General features: G+C 63.2%; 14 protein-coding genes. 8 read left to right on the top strand and 6 right to left on the bottom strand.

Annotation, left to right across the window (positions count from 1 at the left end; all coding sequences use genetic code 11):
- Positions 1-56: 56 nt before the first annotated feature.
- A complete protein-coding gene (locus ACPW75_RS16840; RefSeq protein WP_425904329.1) occupies positions 57-575 on the bottom strand; it encodes a DUF2971 domain-containing protein in 519 nt (172 codons plus the stop codon).
- 629 nt (positions 576-1,204) lie between these two features.
- On the opposite strand from ACPW75_RS16840, the gene ACPW75_RS16835 reads away from it, so the two are divergent.
- Both ACPW75_RS16835 and ACPW75_RS16830 read left to right on the top strand, forming a co-directional pair.
- Complete coding sequence (locus ACPW75_RS16835; RefSeq protein ID WP_077097962.1) at positions 1,205-1,966, top strand: CphA family subclass B2 metallo-beta-lactamase; 762 nt, start codon at positions 1,205-1,207, stop codon at positions 1,964-1,966.
- Between the two features lie 163 nt (positions 1,967-2,129).
- Positions 2,130-3,422: a lipopolysaccharide biosynthesis protein gene (locus tag ACPW75_RS16830; RefSeq protein ID WP_077097960.1), complete on the top strand. Its 1,293-nt coding sequence runs from the start codon at positions 2,130-2,132 to the stop codon at positions 3,420-3,422.
- Positions 3,423-3,486: 64 nt separating this feature from the next.
- On the opposite strand, the gene ACPW75_RS16825 is transcribed toward ACPW75_RS16830, so the two are convergent.
- Together ACPW75_RS16825 and ACPW75_RS16820 are read right to left on the bottom strand one after the other, a co-directional pair.
- Entirely contained in the window at positions 3,487-4,737 is a 1,251-nt protein-coding gene (locus ACPW75_RS16825) for a DEAD/DEAH box helicase (RefSeq protein ID WP_077097958.1), read from the bottom strand.
- Between the two features lie 102 nt (positions 4,738-4,839).
- The gene (locus ACPW75_RS16820; protein ID WP_077097956.1) at positions 4,840-5,709 is read right to left on the bottom strand and encodes a LysR family transcriptional regulator; all 870 of its coding nucleotides are present in this window, start codon (positions 5,707-5,709) and stop codon (positions 4,840-4,842) included.
- Between the two features lie 219 nt (positions 5,710-5,928).
- Here ACPW75_RS16820 and ACPW75_RS16815 point away from each other — a divergent pair, with 219 nt between their 5' ends.
- Positions 5,929-7,161: an MFS transporter gene (locus tag ACPW75_RS16815; RefSeq protein ID WP_190283852.1), complete on the top strand. Its 1,233-nt coding sequence runs from the start codon at positions 5,929-5,931 to the stop codon at positions 7,159-7,161.
- A gap of 6 nt (positions 7,162-7,167) precedes the next feature.
- Here ACPW75_RS16815 and ACPW75_RS16810 read toward each other — a convergent pair whose 3' ends face one another.
- Positions 7,168-7,623 carry a hypothetical protein gene (locus tag ACPW75_RS16810; protein WP_103828945.1) on the bottom strand — a complete coding sequence of 152 codons (456 nt, stop codon included), beginning with the start codon at positions 7,621-7,623 and terminating at the stop codon, positions 7,168-7,170.
- 171 nt (positions 7,624-7,794) lie between these two features.
- Here ACPW75_RS16810 and ACPW75_RS16805 point away from each other — a divergent pair, with 171 nt between their 5' ends.
- Positions 7,795-8,703 carry an SAM hydrolase/SAM-dependent halogenase family protein gene (locus ACPW75_RS16805; RefSeq protein ID WP_042051314.1) on the top strand — a complete coding sequence of 303 codons (909 nt, stop codon included), beginning with the start codon at positions 7,795-7,797 and terminating at the stop codon, positions 8,701-8,703.
- 193 nt (positions 8,704-8,896) lie between these two features.
- The gene (locus ACPW75_RS16800) at positions 8,897-11,947 is read left to right on the top strand and encodes a cytochrome c peroxidase (RefSeq protein ID WP_077098267.1); all 3,051 of its coding nucleotides are present in this window, start codon (positions 8,897-8,899) and stop codon (positions 11,945-11,947) included.
- A gap of 68 nt (positions 11,948-12,015) precedes the next feature.
- Here ACPW75_RS16800 and ACPW75_RS16795 read toward each other — a convergent pair whose 3' ends face one another.
- A complete protein-coding gene (locus ACPW75_RS16795; RefSeq protein WP_077098265.1) occupies positions 12,016-12,309 on the bottom strand; it encodes a hypothetical protein in 294 nt (97 codons plus the stop codon).
- Positions 12,310-12,454: 145 nt separating this feature from the next.
- Entirely contained in the window at positions 12,455-13,015 is a 561-nt protein-coding gene (locus ACPW75_RS16790; RefSeq protein ID WP_005309014.1) for a carbonic anhydrase, read from the bottom strand.
- A 230-nt stretch (positions 13,016-13,245) separates the two neighbouring features.
- Between ACPW75_RS16790 and ACPW75_RS16785 the strand changes: the two genes are divergently transcribed.
- The 3 genes from ACPW75_RS16785 (at position 13,246) to ACPW75_RS16775 (ending at position 15,304) form a co-directional block, all read left to right on the top strand.
- A complete protein-coding gene (locus ACPW75_RS16785) occupies positions 13,246-13,893 on the top strand; it encodes a ribonuclease T2 family protein (RefSeq protein WP_162518031.1) in 648 nt (215 codons plus the stop codon).
- Between the two features lie 68 nt (positions 13,894-13,961).
- Positions 13,962-14,246, top strand: a complete 285-nt coding sequence (locus tag ACPW75_RS16780; protein ID WP_077098263.1) for a Pathogenicity locus — start codon at positions 13,962-13,964, stop codon at positions 14,244-14,246.
- Positions 14,243-15,304 carry an NAD(P)H-dependent flavin oxidoreductase gene (locus ACPW75_RS16775; protein ID WP_077098261.1) on the top strand — a complete coding sequence of 354 codons (1,062 nt, stop codon included), beginning with the start codon at positions 14,243-14,245 and terminating at the stop codon, positions 15,302-15,304. Before ACPW75_RS16780 ends, ACPW75_RS16775 begins: the two co-directional genes overlap by 4 nt.
- Positions 15,305-15,525 lie beyond the last annotated feature (221 nt).

The following is a 15,525-nucleotide window of genomic DNA, read 5'->3' as shown; positions in this document are numbered from 1 at the left end:
GATCTCGCACCTCGATAACTGTACGTAAGATCAGTATAGTTCGTGGTAACTGACTGCTAATCATGGGTAATCAGGTTGCTATATCCAATACAGATACCTTTATGTTCATCACCATAATGGCTCCACATTAGCATATTTTTCCCATCTTTCGAAAAACAGAAAACACCTCTACTGTAATGTTCCCTTAACTCTGAAAGTATATTTGAAGTTAATATTCCAGTTTCAGCATCCTCCGGTGTACAGGTATACTCTGGATCGGTTGAGTTATAACTCATTCTATTTAAGTTATCTATTACTATAGATTTTGCCATTTCTTCTAGTAAGGGTTTTATTTTTGCTTCAATGTCTTTACCTCTAATGTTCTTTTCTGCATTTTTAAGTGTTCTAGGAAACTTTAGCCTAGCATATATCTTTCTTAGCTCTTCAATTGAAGAATTATTCTCAATGGAGAACATTTTGCAGTCAAGTGGGTCATTAAAGGTTGCGGGTGAGGCATAAAATATTTTATCCCAACAAAGAGATTCTATTAGGTTAGTATTCATTGCCCTGTATTTGTAGAAAATTTCTTTCTTCATCACCGTGCCTGCACGTTTTAGTGAGTAATTTCATGCATCATAATATGATTTCATATTTGTTTTCTAATCTATTGTCAGGATAGATTGAGCATTGTTTAGCTTGCATGATTGTCTTCACAGTTAGTGCCATGGGTTCGAATAGTGAATCGTATTCAGACGATCGCGGATAGGAGGTCGCCGAGAGGCCGCTGATATCCAGAGTTTCTTGCCTGTCTTGCCATGACTCGGTGCGTGGCGGTATGTGGCTTATTGTTACCTCCCCCTCATCCCCAGCCCTTCTCCCGCAAGGGGGAGAAGGGAGCAAATATGCTCCGCTGATTGTGTGTTGGCTTCGGTGGTGCGGGTGAATATGAGTGGCTTGGAATTGGCATGGACCATCCCCTCTCCCTCGGGAGAGGGTTAGGGTGAGGGGCCGTTATCTGTGTTGCAGGTTCGAATAGCGCAGCGTATTCGGACGATCGCGAATAGGAGGTTGCAGCCGATTTCTCCGGACTTTCCTCAGACTTCACCTTCTCTTCACACAAGCCCATTTTCCCTTCACACATCCCCCGTATTTTCTGCCCACTGATAAATGGGTCCGGCTTGTCACAGGGGTGACGAGGGGCCGGTTGGAGCGAGGGAGCAAGATGATGAAGGGTTGGATAAAGTGCGGGCTGGCCGGGGCTGTGGTGCTGATGGCGAGTTTCTGGGGTGGCAGCGTGCGGGCGGCGGGGATGTCGCTGACGCAGGTGAGCGGCCCTGTCTATGTGGTGGAGGACAACTACTACGTCAAAGAGAACTCCATGGTCTATTTCGGGGCCAAGGGAGTGACTGTTGTAGGGGCGACCTGGACGCCGGATACCGCCCGCGAGCTGCACAAGCTGATCAAACGAGTCAGCCGCCAGCCGGTGCTGGAGGTGATCAACACCAACTACCACACCGACCGGGCTGGCGGTAACGCCTACTGGAAGTCCATCGGTGCCAAGGTGGTATCGACCCGCCAGACCCGGGATCTGATGAAGAGCGACTGGGCCGAGATCGTTGCCTTTACCCGCAAGGGGTTGCCGGAGTACCCGGATCTGCCCCTGGTGCTGCCCAACGTGGTGCACGATGGCGACTTCACCCTGCAAGAGGGCAAGCTGCGCGCCTTCTACGCGGGCCCGGCCCACACGCCGGACGGCATCTTTGTCTACTTCCCCGACCAGCTGGTGCTCTATGGCAACTGCATCCTCAAGGAGAAGCTGGGCAACCTGAGCTTTGCCGATGTGAAGGCCTATCCGCAGACACTTGAGCGGCTGAAAGCGATGAAGCTGCCGATCAAGACGGTGGTGGGCGGTCACGACTCGCCACTGCACGGCCCCGAGCTTATCGATCACTACGAGGCGCTGATCAAGGCAGTACCCCAGTCATAAGTCGCCCGGCGGCAGCACGAATGACGTGCTGGACGCACTAAAAGAGACGCCCGGCCGGGCGTTTCTGGCAGGGGGACGCCCTTGCCCCCTGTTTCGGGCTGTTCAAGGGCGGCCCCCTTTCATAAGATGGGCCTCTCTTCACGCAGTTAGCGGGCCTTTCGTGATGCACGCAATTCAAGACGAACAACCCGATTCACTTGGCCGCCTCAAGCAGGCTTTCATCACCGGCATGTGGGCGTCGCTGGCCAGCATCATCATCGGCTTCGCCTTCAAGGTGTGGCTGGCGCAGTGGGTGGCCAAGGGGGAACTGGCGCTGTTCAACAGCGTGGTGGATTTGATCTCCCTCTCCTTGATCCTGATGACCGGCTTTCGCTCTTCCATGGTGGTGAGCTACTCCCAGACCAAAAACGATCGGGACATCATCAATATCTTCCGCTACTTCCTCATCGGCATGGTGCTGCTCACCTGGGGGCTGGTGATCCCCTACATCAAGCACGGGCTCCATATCCGGGCCGAATATCTGCAACTGGTAGGGGTCATCTTCGGGCTGGGGCTCAAGGTCTACTTCACCAATCTGGTGGCCATGTACCGGATGTACGGGATCTCCAACCGGGTCACCTGGCTGGAGCCGCTGGCCAATGGCCTGCTGTTTATGGCCTGCTATTTCGCCCTTGGCCTGGATGCGCTCCCTTCGCTCTTCTACGGGCTGACCTTCTCCTCGCTCGCCATCGCCGGCTACATGTATCTGCACCGCCGTCGGGCCATCGCCACCCGACCGCTGGCCAAGGTCGAGCTTGGCCCCGAGATGCGCAGCTATGTGAAGAAGAGCTTTACCGCCTCCCTCGAGGCGGGGGCCAGCATCCTGATGATCTACATCACGGTCCTGCTCACCATCCGCCACTTCAGCCTCGACGAGCTGGGGGATTTTCAGGTGGTGGTGCGCCCCATCTTCACCTACATGACCACCCTGTTCGTCTTCCCCATCTACCGCTTCGTGCTGCCTGAGCTGGCGGTCAATCTGCGCAGCGGCGATCACCGCCAGATCCGGCTGATCCGGTGCTGGATCTTCCGCCTCAGCGCCATCGTCAGCCTGGTGTTCTTTCTGGTGATGCTGCTGGCGGGCAAGCCGCTGGTGTCGCTGCTGTTCCCGGCTGACTATCTGGGTGCCGTGCCGGTGCTGCTGCACTTCTCCCTCTTCTTCATCTTTATGATGCTCAACGGCTACCAGCTTGCCTACATCAAGGCCCACGGCCACTTTACCCAGAGTCTGCTGATCCGGGCGGTGGGCATAGTGGCGCTGGTGGCGGCCTACTACCTGGTGGCCCGCTTCACCACCAACGTGGTGGCCATTATCGTGGCGCTCGGCCTCGGTTATCTGGTGATGTTCGTGCTCTCCACCCTGGCCGAGCAGCGCATCCTGCGGGCCCTGCCGCCCATGCTGGCCAGTAACGGGTAGCCGCCGGCCGGCAAATAAAAAAACGCCCGGTCGGGCGTTTTTTTATCGGCGGTGCAGTGGCGGCTTAGCGTTTGCCCTTGCCACCCTTGTTGCCAGCCAGCGCCTGCTTTCGGGCGCGCTGCTTCTGGGCTGCCTTGCTGCTGCGACGTGGCTCGGGCTCGAAGCGGGTCAGATCTGGCTCAAAGCCCGGGAACCACTGCTGGGGCAAACGGGTGTCGAGCACAGCCTCTACCTTCTCCAACAGTGGCGCATCTTCCGGGCTGAACAAGGTGATGGCGAGCCCCTTGTTGCCGGCGCGACCAGTGCGCCCGATGCGGTGCACGTAATCCTCCGCCACAAACGGGAATTCCATATTGATCACATAGTTGAGATCCGTGATATCTAGGCCGCGGGCCGCCACGTCGGTGGCAACCAGCGCCTGCAGGGTGCCGGCGCGAAACTCCAGCAGCACCTTCTCCCGCGCGCTCTGAGATAGATCGCCGTGGAAGGCCAGCGCATTGATGCCCGCCTTGCCGAGCTGCTGGGCCAGCTTGTCGGCCCCCTGGCGGGTGCGGCTGAAGATCAGGGTCGGCGCCCAGCCCTTCACCTTGAGCATGTGTTCGACCAGCGCCAGCTTGCGATCGCCATCCACCGTATAGACCCGCTGCTCCACCTCGGCCGCCGTGGTGTTGCGCGGGGCTACTTCGATAAGTGCCGGGTCACGCAACAACACTTTGCTCAAGGCAAACAGGTTGTCATCGCAGGTGGCCGAAAACAGCAGGGTCTGGCGATCCGCCGGGATCTGTTTCAGCAGCGCCTTGATCTCGTCCATAAAGCCCATGTCGAGCATCCGGTCCGCCTCGTCAAACACCAGATGGCGCAGCGCCGCCAGACTCAGCGCCCCCTGCCGCAGATGATCGAGCAGCCGGCCCGGGGTGGCGATCAGGATATCCACCCCGGCTTTCAGCGCCTCCACCTGCGCCGCGATACTCACCCCGCCGTAGACCAGCGTGCTGGTGAGGTCGGTGCCCTTGGCGTAGCGCGTGACGCTCTCATGCACCTGCACCGCCAGCTCGCGGGTCGGTACCAGCACTAGTGCACGGATGGGGCTAGGGGCATCGTTCGTCGGGTTTTGCAGCAACTGCTCCAGCAGCGGCAGCACGAAGGCGGCGGTCTTGCCGGTGCCGGTCTGGGCGCCCGCCATCAGATCGCGTCCCGCCAGAATGACCGGGATGGCGCTGGCCTGCACCAGGGTCGGCGCGGCGTAGCCAAGCTCGGCCAGGGTCTGCTGCAAGTGGGGGGAGAGTGCCAGGTCGGCGAAGGAGGCAATGGACATAAGGGTACCCGTCGGGATGGGCGCGGCCACGCCGCGCTGGAAACAGTCTTGATGGCCGGCATGGTAACAGATGCGGGGCCGCGGGCAGAAGGCGCCGCCGGCTCAGCGGCAGTGAAACACTTCTTCCAGCGCATCCACCACGGCGCGCACCCGGCTGGCTTTTTGCAAGTCGGGGTGGAGCACCAGCCAGATGTCGACCGGATCGCACAGGGTGGGCAGCACGCGCACCAGTTCCGGCTCCTTGTCTGCCAGAAAGGTGGAGAGCAGGGCGATGCCGAGCCCCTGGCGAGCCGCCGCCAGCAACAGCAGCTGGGCGTTGCACTGCAGCACCACGTTGGGCTCGTGCAGCGGCTCCCCGCACAGGCTGTGCCAGTGGCGGGAGACAAGCTCCCTGGCAAACAGCAGCAGGGCGTGCTGGCTGAGAGCGTGGCCGCTCTTGGGCGTGCCGTGGCGGGCCAGATAGTCGCGGGAGGCATAGAGCCCCATCTCTATGGTGGTGAGGCGCTTGATCACCAGCTCGTCGTTGTCCGGGCGCAGCCCGCGGATGGCGAGATCGGCCTCCCGGTAGGCGATGTCGCTGACGCTGACCGCGGTCTGCAGGCTGAGCCGGATGCCGGGGTGGCGCTCGCGCAGCAGGGTGAGAGCGGGCAGCACGAAGGCCTGAGCCAGGGTGTCGGTGGTGGCGATGCGCACCTCGCCGCACAGGCTCTGATCGCCGGCGCTCGCCTTGCGTTCGATGGCCTTGATGGCTTGCTCCATGGCGCTGGCATCCGCCAGCATGGCCTCGCCGAGGGAGCTGAGATCATAGAGCTTGGGGGTACGGATAAAGAGCTTGGAGCCGAGGTTCTGCTCCAGCGCCGTGATGCGGCGCCCCACGGTGGCCTGATCGACCCCCAGTACGCCGGCGGCGCCGCGCAGGGTGCCCTGCCGTGCCAATGCCAGAAAAAACCGCGCGTCGTCCCAGTTGATCATCGAGCCTCCCACTCAAAGTGCCCCGGCGGGGCGTGCCCATTAGAAGCCAGTGCCGGCGGGATCACAAGGCGAGAGTGCCCTTCTCGACATGCAGATAGATGTCACTGACATGCATTATTGAAGCAGACTGATGCATTCGTGTCGCTGTCGAGGGGCCTTGATGGGCGCTATCATGGCGCCTCTCGTCAGCGGCCTTGCCCGCCCTCATCGGAGCCTTGCATGTCATCATCTCTTTGCGCCGCCGCCCCCTCTGCGGCGGCCACCTCCCATCGCGCCATCCTGCTGTTTCTGCCGCTGGCGCTGATGTCGGCGCTGCTCAACAGCAGCGTGCCCACCCCCCTCTATCCCCACTATCAGCAGGTGCTGGCCCTGAGCGATGTCAGCCTCACCCTCATCTATGGCGGCTATGCGGGCGGGGTGCTGATCTCCCTGTTCGGGGTGGGCAATCTGGCGGGCAGGGTGAGCGATCTGCGCGCCATGATCCTGCCGGCCCTGCTGGCGGTACTGGGGGGCGCCCTGCTGTTCTCTCTGGCGGACTCCTTCTGGTCGCTCTTGCTGGCGCGGGTGCTGGCCGGGATCGGCACCGGCGCCCTGACCGGCGCCGCCAACGTGGCCCTGCTGCGCTTTGGCCCGCGCGATGGCGGCAAGCGGGCCGCCCTCAGCGCGACCCTCTCCTTCACCACCGGGCTGGCGCTCGGGCCGGTGTTCAGCGGGTTGGCGCTGCAGCTGGAGTGCTATCCGACCCAACTGCCCTTCCTGCTCATCATGGGGCTGGCGGCCTGCGCCATGGCGGGGGTGGCATTGAGCTGGCCGGCCAGCGCGCAAGGGGCGCCGGCTGCGGCAACGCAGCAGGGCAGGGGATCGCTGGGGGAGGGGCTCAAGGCCACCGGGGCGGCTTTCTTTATTTGTGCACTGGCGCTGTTTACCGCCTGGGCGGTGGCGGCCAGCCTGCTGGCCATCGGTCCCAAGGTGGCGAGCCAGCTGCTGGGGCTGCGGGATCTGGGCCTGTTCGGCTATCTCATCGCAGCCTACATGGTGCTCTCCGGCCTGTGCCAGCTCTGGGCCCGCAGGCTCGATGCCCGTCACACCCTGCAAAGCGGTGCCCTGGCGCTGGCGCTCTGCATGTTGCTGTTTGCCGGCGCCGTGCATGCCCAGTCGTGGTGGCTGGCGGTGCTCGGCTTGCTGGTGGCCGGTTATGCCCAGGGCGCGGTGTTCGTCGGCAGTGCGACCCTGGTCAACCGCATCGCGCCGGCTGCCAGCCACGCCCGGCTGGTGTCGCTCTTCTACGTGATCGCCTATGTGGCGAACTGGGTGCCGGTGCTGCTGGGCTGGGTCAGCGATGGTGCCGGTGTGCAGGCGGCGGTGGATCTGCTCACCGTCGGCAGCGTGCTGATCAGCCTGGGGCTGGCCTGGGCGGCCTGGCGCACCCGCTTCGAGCCGGCTGCCGGCTAGCGTGACTCAGTCGGCCAGCACCACCCGCTCGGCCGACAGATGGTGCATCCATTCGCGCAGGATCAAGAGGGCTGCGGCAAAGCGCCGGGTCTTGGGCAGGTTGGCTGCGGCCAGCGGGTCACCCTCCACCATGGCGGCAAACTGGCCGAACAGCTGCTCCAGGCTCTCCCGGCTCAGTTCACGACTGCCGAGCACCTCGGCCAGCGGCAGCGGCGCCTGCAGGGTCACCACCTCATGGGGCGGTACCTCGGCGGCCAGCGGCATCAGCACGTCCTCCACCACCATGATGGCCTGCTCCAGCTCCAGCGCGCTCGGCGGATCCCGGCGAAACGGGCCCGGTGTCATGGCTTCGAGGCCGAAGCCCAGGTCGCGGGTAAAGCGGGTTCCGTCGGCCCGGGTCAGCTGCAGCTGGCTGCTGTGCTCCCCCAGGCTGAGAAGGATGGCGGTCTGGTGGCGGGTCATGGGGTCTCCTTAGTGGCGGTCGCGACTCAGCCTTATCCATACACCCGCCGCGACCTGCTGGCGAGGGCTTTCGGCGCCCCCCATCCGGGGAATACGGCTTGCAATATATGGAAGTAATGGCATTCTGGATGTCTAGATGGTTGTCTTGTCGTTACCTTCAGGAGTTCAGATATGGATATTCGTACCGCCCCCCGTGCGCTTGCGCTCGCCCTGTTGCTGGCCAGCAGCCTTGCCACCGCCAACGAAGCGCTGGTGATCCAGACCGACTTCGGTCTCAAGGATGGCGCCGTCTCGGCCATGAAGGGAGTCGCCTTCGGGGTGGATCGCACCCTGCCGCTCTATGACCTGACCCACGAGATCCCGGCCTACAACATCTGGGAAGCCTCCTACCGCCTCTATCAGACCCTGCAGTACTGGCCCAAGGGGACCGTGTTCGTCAGCGTGGTGGATCCGGGGGTCGGCACCGATCGCAAGTCGGTGGTGCTCAAGACCAAGAGCGGCCACTACATCGTCAGCCCGGACAACGGCACCCTGACCCTGGTGGCCGAACACTTCGGCATCGACACCGTGCGCCAGATCGACGAGAAGACCAACCGTCTCAAGGGCTCCGAGAAGTCCTACACCTTCCACGGTCGCGACGTCTATGCCTACACCGGCGCCCGGCTCGCCTCCGGTGCCATCAGCTATGAGCAGGTAGGGCCCAAGCTGCCGGCCGAGGTGGTGAAGATCCCCTATCAGCCGGCAGTGGCCGAGCAGGATGGCACCCTCAAGGGCACCATTCCGATCCTGGACGTGCAGTACGGCAACGTTTGGACCAACATCGACGACAGCCTGCTGACCAAGGCGGGGATCAACAAGGGTGACAACGCCTGCATCAAGATCAGCGAAGGGGATGCACTGAAGTACGAGGGCAAGGCCCCCTATGTCAGCAGCTTTGGCGACGTGCCGGAAGGCCAGCCGCTGGTCTACCTCAACAGCCTGTTGCAGGTGTCGGTGGCGCTGAACATGGACAGCTTCGCCGCCCAACATCAGGTGCAATCCGGCGCCAACTGGCATATCAGCCTGAAGAAGTGCTCCTGATAGCGAGCCGAGGTTGCCGGCTGACCGGTACACGGAGATAAAGAGGGCAGGCATCGACGGATGCCTGCCCTCTTGTCATGGTGCCCGCGACAGCGTGGTTGTTGTCAAAACACATATTTGCAAGGTGATATTGATAATGATTGTCATTTGACTGGATAATCGCCGACTCCTCAGACCACTCACCCTTTGCACGATGAAAACCAGCCTCTTACTGGTCAGCCTGCTGATCCTGACCGCCTGCAATGACAACCATAGCCAGGCGCCCGTTCCCTCTGTGCCGGTGGTGACACCGCCCGTGGTAGAGCCGCCGGTGGAACCTCCGGTGGTGACGCCACCCACAGAGCCGCCGATTGAACCGGTACCGACCCATACCCGCAGCGAGTTGACCGTGCGGCTCGATGTGACGGCCCGCCTGGGTCAGGGGGCCACCCTGCTGCTGCGCCAGGCCGCTACTGGCATCGCGGTGAGCGGAGAGGTGGGGGAGGAGCGCCCCTTGATCATGACGCTGCCGGCCGGTTTGCTGCTGGATCAGCCGCTGGAGCTGGTGGGGAGCGACGGCAGCTATATTCTGCGCGCCGCGACGGCCCGGGTGGCCGATCTGGGCGCCACGACCCTGTCGGCCCGGCGCGCTGACGTGCCTTCCTTGCGACTGGATGAAGAGGAGACGGCGCTGTTCCTGCTGGCCGACCGCAATGGGGACGGCACTCTCGATCAGGGCGAGTGGGGGCAACTGGCACAGATCCGTCTGCAACAGCAACCTCTCATTCAGGACTATGCGACCCTGTTGCTGGCCCAGCGCCAGCCGGGAGCCGAGCTCAACTATCCGGACAGCTGGCAGATGCTGCTGGCCCTGCGTGCCGATCAGGGGGAACGCAGCTGGTATCGGCGCAGCAACAGCGGCCCCATCGAGGCGGCAAGGCTGCTGTTCTATCCCGCCCAACCCCGCCAGCCCGACGAGCCGGAGACGGCCGACCTGCTGCGCCTTGATGAGCAGGGTCGGCTGACGAGCGGCACTGACTGGCGTTGCCTGCACGATGTGCGCAGCACCGCCGGGGTCAAGGGCAGCCAGTATTGGCTGCACGCCAGCGGCAGCAGTGCGTTGCCGCAGGCCAGCCGTGCCGGGCTGGGGGTGGTGCCAACCGGCTGCGGACGCAGGGACTGGCGACTGCCTGGCCTGGCCGAATTCGAACGGTTGCTGGCGGCGGACAAGCAGAGTTGGCGCTACCCCCACACCTTTGCCCTGGCTGTGCCAACCCGGATCTGGCTGCAGGACGGCGCCGGCCACCCCGCTCTTTACCAGCCCGCCACGGGCAGCTGGCTCGAGGAGGGGGAGGGCAGCGTGCTCTGGTATGTGCTGGCGCCCTATCCGGTACGCCCTTCGGTCATCCGTGACGACAGCATGCCCGACATGGCCGCCCTGCGCGCCCGGTATGCCGGCCCTGCCGCCCAATGGCCGGCGGCCAGGGTTGATGAGGGGGTCGAGTGGCAGGAGCTGGGGCCGCTGCCGGCGGTGCCCTTCCCGGCCGACAACCCTTACAGCCGGGCCAAGGTGGTGCTGGGTCAGCAACTGTTCTTCGACAAGCGGCTCTCCCGGGCGCAAGACATCAGCTGTGCCAGCTGCCACGATCCGCAAAAAGGGTGGAGCGACGGGCTGAGCGTCTCGGTGGGCCACCAGGGGCAGAAGGGGACCCGCAACGCCCCCTCGATTATCAACAGTGCCTTTAGCAGCAGCCAGTTCTGGGATGGCCGGGTCGGCTCCCTTGAGGAGCAGTCTTTGCACCCCATCCAGAACCCGGTGGAGATGGCGCTGGATCACGACGAACTGCTGGCGCGTCTGCAAGCCAGCCACGACTACCCGGCGGCCTTTGCCACGGCGTTCGGTGACGAGGGGATCAGCCTGGAGCGGATTGCCAAGGCGATCGCCACCTTCGAGCGCACCATCATCAGCCGCGACAGCGACTTCGAGCGCTTCGTCCAAGGCGACGGGCAGGCCCTGAGCGACAAGGCGCTGTGGGGGATGCACCTCTATCGCACCGATGGCCGCTGCATGAACTGCCACTCCGGGCCGCTGCTGAGCCAGTACCGGTTCGAGAGCGTGGGGCTGGCCTACTATGGCCGCAATCTGGAAGACCGCGGCCGCTTCCTGCACACCCGCCAAAAGGCAGACATGGGGCGCTTCAAGACCCCCAGCCTGCGGGACGTGGCGTTTACCGCACCTTATATGCACAACGGGGTCTTCCCCATCCTGGCGCAGCGCATCGGCAGTTCCGTGCAGGGGGTGGTGGCCATGTACAACTTCGGGGTGACCAAGTGGAGCAGCGGGGTGGGCTTCCCGACCGGGGTGGCGCAGTACGATCCCTTCTTCCCGCAAGCCTCCGATCACCTGCATGCGCTCGGTCTCTCCAACGACGAGCTGGATGCCATCGGCGAGTTCCTGCGCAGCGTGTCTGCCGAGCCGAGGCGCACCCCGGCCACGGTCGCCGAACTCGGATTGAGCGGGGTGGCTGACGAGGCGCCGGTGCCTGCCATCGTGATCGATCTGCAGGTGACGCCGGCAGCGCCCCGGCTGGAAGTGGGCCAGGCGCTGGCTCTGCAGGCCGGACTGCGGCTCAGCGATGGCATGCTCAGTCCGGCGCAGGGCCCAATGCAGTGGCGCAGCATGACGCCGGAGCGGGTCAGCGTCGACGGCGATGGGGTGCTCCACGCTCTGGCGGTGGGGCCTGCCCGGGTGCAGGTGAGCACGAGTGAGCGGATGCTGGAAGTGGCGGTGCAGGTGGTGGATGCCCAGCCTGACTTCAACCAGGGCTGCCGTCATCCCGAACTGGCGGCGGGCGAGTTGATCTTCGTCTGCCCCCTGACTCGCGCGGAAGCGGACCGGCTGGCGCTGGCCTACGACGGCAGCGCCAGGGATGAAGATGGGGATTACAACCCCTTCCCCCACGACTATGTGGTGATGAGCCAGGAACGGGCTCGCGACTACTGCCAGCAGCTGGTGGCACGTGGCCACGATGATTGGCGCCTGCCGGCGGCCAGGGAGCTGACGGCACTGTTTGCCGCCTATCATCAAGTCGGTGAGGAGATGAAGCTGCTGACGGAGCAGGGCTGGCCGCTCTACAGCCGGCTCTGGAGCAGTGATGCCCCCAACGACGACGGGGAGGCTCCCCTGCTCGATCCGGGCAGCGGCGAGCTCATCACGGATCTGCCACAAGAGGCTCACGGCGTCGCCTGCGTGCGGGCACGTTAAGGAATTCGAGTCATGATCTCGACAAGGGCGCTGCGGCGCCCTTTTCATGGCCGGTCCAGCGGTGAGCCTTACTGCCCCTTGAGTGGGGCGGCGGCAGGTTGGATCCTAATGGGCTGGGGCGGCAGCTCGCGGACGCTTACTACCACCTCATAGCGTTTGTCGGCTTCGGCCGGCGGAATGTTCTTGAACAGCGCCTGGGCCGTGGCCTGAGGATCCTGGCCCAGCTTGCTGGCGTGATAGAGGGGGGCGGGCAACGCCGGCGGGCGCGCATCGGGACGACCGGCTGGGGAAGGTGGTAGCTCGCAGGCCTGGGCCGACAGGCTGGCAAGCAGCAGAGTGAGCGCGAGGGGGTAACGTGACATGGGGATGACTCCATTCAGGGAAGATGGTCCATCAAACGCCAGGCGGACCGCTAGCTCAACGGCTTTTACGCTCCCTTTTCACCCTCTTTACAGTCATGACAACGGGCGCCTCGGCGCCCGTTGTGGATCCTGGCAACCGCGGGACTCAGAACTCGTTGGAGAGCGCCTTGTACCCCTTGACCAGATCGATGTTGGTGTGGGCCACATCCTCGGAGAACTCGGCGGCATCCACCGACACCCGCGGGATATGGTCCAGATCGCTCTGCTGGTTGATGCGGGTGGTGGAGGGGACGTAGAACTCCGGCGGCAGATCGCAGCCGTCCACCACCGAGTTGTGGCGCACCACGGCGCCGTCACCGATGTGGCAGTTGAACAGCACGCTGTTGAAGCCGATGAACACCCGGTTACCCACTTCGCACGGGCCGTGGACTATGCTGCGGTGGGCGATGGAGGTGTACTCGCCGATGGTGACCGCAGCGCCGGACTTGGAGTGGATGACGACCCCGTCCTGAATGTTGGAGTTGGCGCCGATGACGATGGGCTCCATGTCGCCGCTGGCATCCACCTCGTCGGCGCGGATCACCGCATAGGGGCCGACAAACACGTTCTCCTTGATGATCACCTTGCCACAGATGATGGCTGTCTTGTCGATATAGGCTGACTCGTCGATGACCGGCAGATGGCCGGAGGGATTCTTGCGGATCATGTTACATCCTGTTGAAGAGGAAAGCGGACGGGAAGCAGGCCGGACGTGCGGGCCCGCCGGAGAGTCAGCTTACGCCTCGGTGCCGGGAGGGGAAACCCTTTACTGGTCTGACCCCGACATGGGCCGGCGCCCCGGCAGGGTGTTCCCTCTGGGCAAAATATGGGAGCATGGCCGTTCTCGAGGGCAAAACGGCCCGCTCGACATTATGTGTATAACCCTGGATACCCAAGATGAAGAAGATTGTTGTGCTGCTCGGCATGCTGCTGGCCCCCTGGTTCTCCTCCGCCGTGCAGGCCAAAGGGGAGGCTGGTGAATTTGACTATTACGCCATGGCGCTCTCCTGGTCACCGGAGCATTGCGCCATCAAGCCGGCCGACCGGGACCAATGTTCCCGCCAGTTGGGATTCGTGCTGCACGGGCTCTGGCCCCAGTATCAGCGCGGCTACCCGAGCAGCTGTACCCGCGAGCGGCTGGATCCGGCGATGGAGCAGCAGTTTGCCGGGCTCTATCCCAGCCGTTTTCTCTATCGCCATGAGTGGGAGAAGCACGGTACTTGCTCCGGCTTGAGCCAGCGCGGCTTTCATCAGCTGGCCAGCGACCTGCGCCAGAAAGTGAAGATCCCGGCTGCCTATCAGTCTCCCGCCGAGCCGCTGCGCAAGAGCCGTTTCCAGCTCAAGGCGGATCTGGCCAGTGCCAACGACTGGCTGGCCCCGGACAACATCACGGTGGCCTGTGCCGACGGTGGCCGCTTCCTGCGGGAGGTCTATATCTGCATCAACAAGGAGGGGACGGCAGCCGTCACCTGTTCCGACGAGATGCAAAAGCGCGAGTTGCGCTCCTGCGGTCAGCCGGACTTCCTGCTGCGCAGCGTACGTTGACCGCTTATCTTCATCAGGCCCCTCGCGGGCCTGATGTGCAATGAGGGTATGGGAAAGGAGTCTGATCAATGAAGAGCAAGCAAGGATTTTCGGGCGAGGAGCGGGCGCTGCTGCTCGGCGTGAAAGGGGTGGGGCCCACCGTCATCGGGCGGCTTGAACAGCTTGGTTACCACAATCTGGTGCAATTGGCCGAGGCCGATACCGGCCATATCGTGCAATTGGTGGCCAGCATGCTGGGCTCGACCTGCTGGCAGAACAGCCCGCAGGCCCGGGCGGCCATCGATGGGGCCATCGCCCTGGCGCGCAGCCAGGTCGGAGGTGTCTCTACGGAGCAGCGAGAGGCGACATCATGACGCTGTTTGCCGAACTGGGGTTGCGCTACCCCATCATTCAGGCCCCCATGGCCGGTGTGCAGGACAGCGCGCTGGCACTGGCTGTGACTCGGGCCGGCGCGCTGGGCTCATTGCCTGCGGCCATGCTGAGCCTCGCTACCTTGCGCGAAGAGCTGACCCGGCTGGCGGCGAGCGCTGAGGGGCCATTTAACATCAACTTCTTCTGTCACCGGCAGGAGGCGCCGGATCCCGCCGTCCAGGCCCGCTGGTTGCAGCGGCTGGCGCCTTACTATGACGAATACGGCGTGCGTGATGCTGCCGGCACGGCGGCCCCCAGTCGGGCCCCCTTCAATGCCGAGCATGCCGCCATGGTGGCCGAGTTCACACCGGCCGTGGTCAGTTTTCATTTCGGACTGCCCGAGCCCGAGTTGCTGGCCAGGGTGAAGGCCAGCGGGGCCAAGGTATTTGCCAGCGCCACCACGGTCGCTGAAGCCCGCTGGCTCGCCGACCATGGCGCCGATGCCATCATCGCCCAGGGGCTGGAGGCCGGCGGCCATCGCGGCCATTTCCTCGAGGACGATCTCAGTCTGCAGCAGGGCACCTTTAGTTTGTTGCCACAGATAGTCGAGGCGGTGAGGCTGCCGGTCATCGCCGCCGGCGGCATTGTCGATGGCCGCGGCATTCGCGCCGCATTGGAGTTGGGCGCCAGCGCCGTGCAGATGGGCACCGCTTTTCTCTGTTGCCATGAAGCGACCACCTCGGCCCTGCACCGGGCGGCACTGCTCTCGCCAGCAGGGCGACACACGGCGCTGACCAACCTGTTCAGTGGTCGCCCGGCCCGCGGCATCGTCAATCGCCTGATGCGAGAGCTGGGCCCGCTGTCTGAAGATGTGCCTGGGTTTCCTCATGCCAGTGGCGCGCTGGCACCGCTGCGCAGTGCAGCCGAACAGCGGGGAGACACTGGGTGTTCGCCGCTCTGGGCCGGCCAGAATGTCTCTGGTTGCCGTGACTGGCCGGCTGCCGAGCTGATCTCGCGTTGGGTAAAAGAAGCCGGGTTGGCTGAAGTGATGCATATATAGGAAGTCAACGTGAGCGCTGGCTCAAGCGGGGGGATGGAAAACAGGGTAAACGAAGACTCGGATCTCCCTGTTTTACTCGTTATCTGTGGGTAAGTCTGTACAAAAGCTGTGCTTGGATATGAATAACTAAAAAAGTGCGCTTTTTTGCAATTTTATTGCATTCACCCCCTTGCCAGCGTGATCAATCTCTCTATAATGCGCCCCATCGACACGGCAAGCGG

This window comes from Aeromonas sp. FL131 (assembly GCF_049860615.1).
Taxonomy (GTDB): domain Bacteria; phylum Pseudomonadota; class Gammaproteobacteria; order Enterobacterales; family Aeromonadaceae; genus Aeromonas; species Aeromonas hydrophila.
This window is presented reverse-complemented; position numbering and strand designations above follow the sequence as displayed.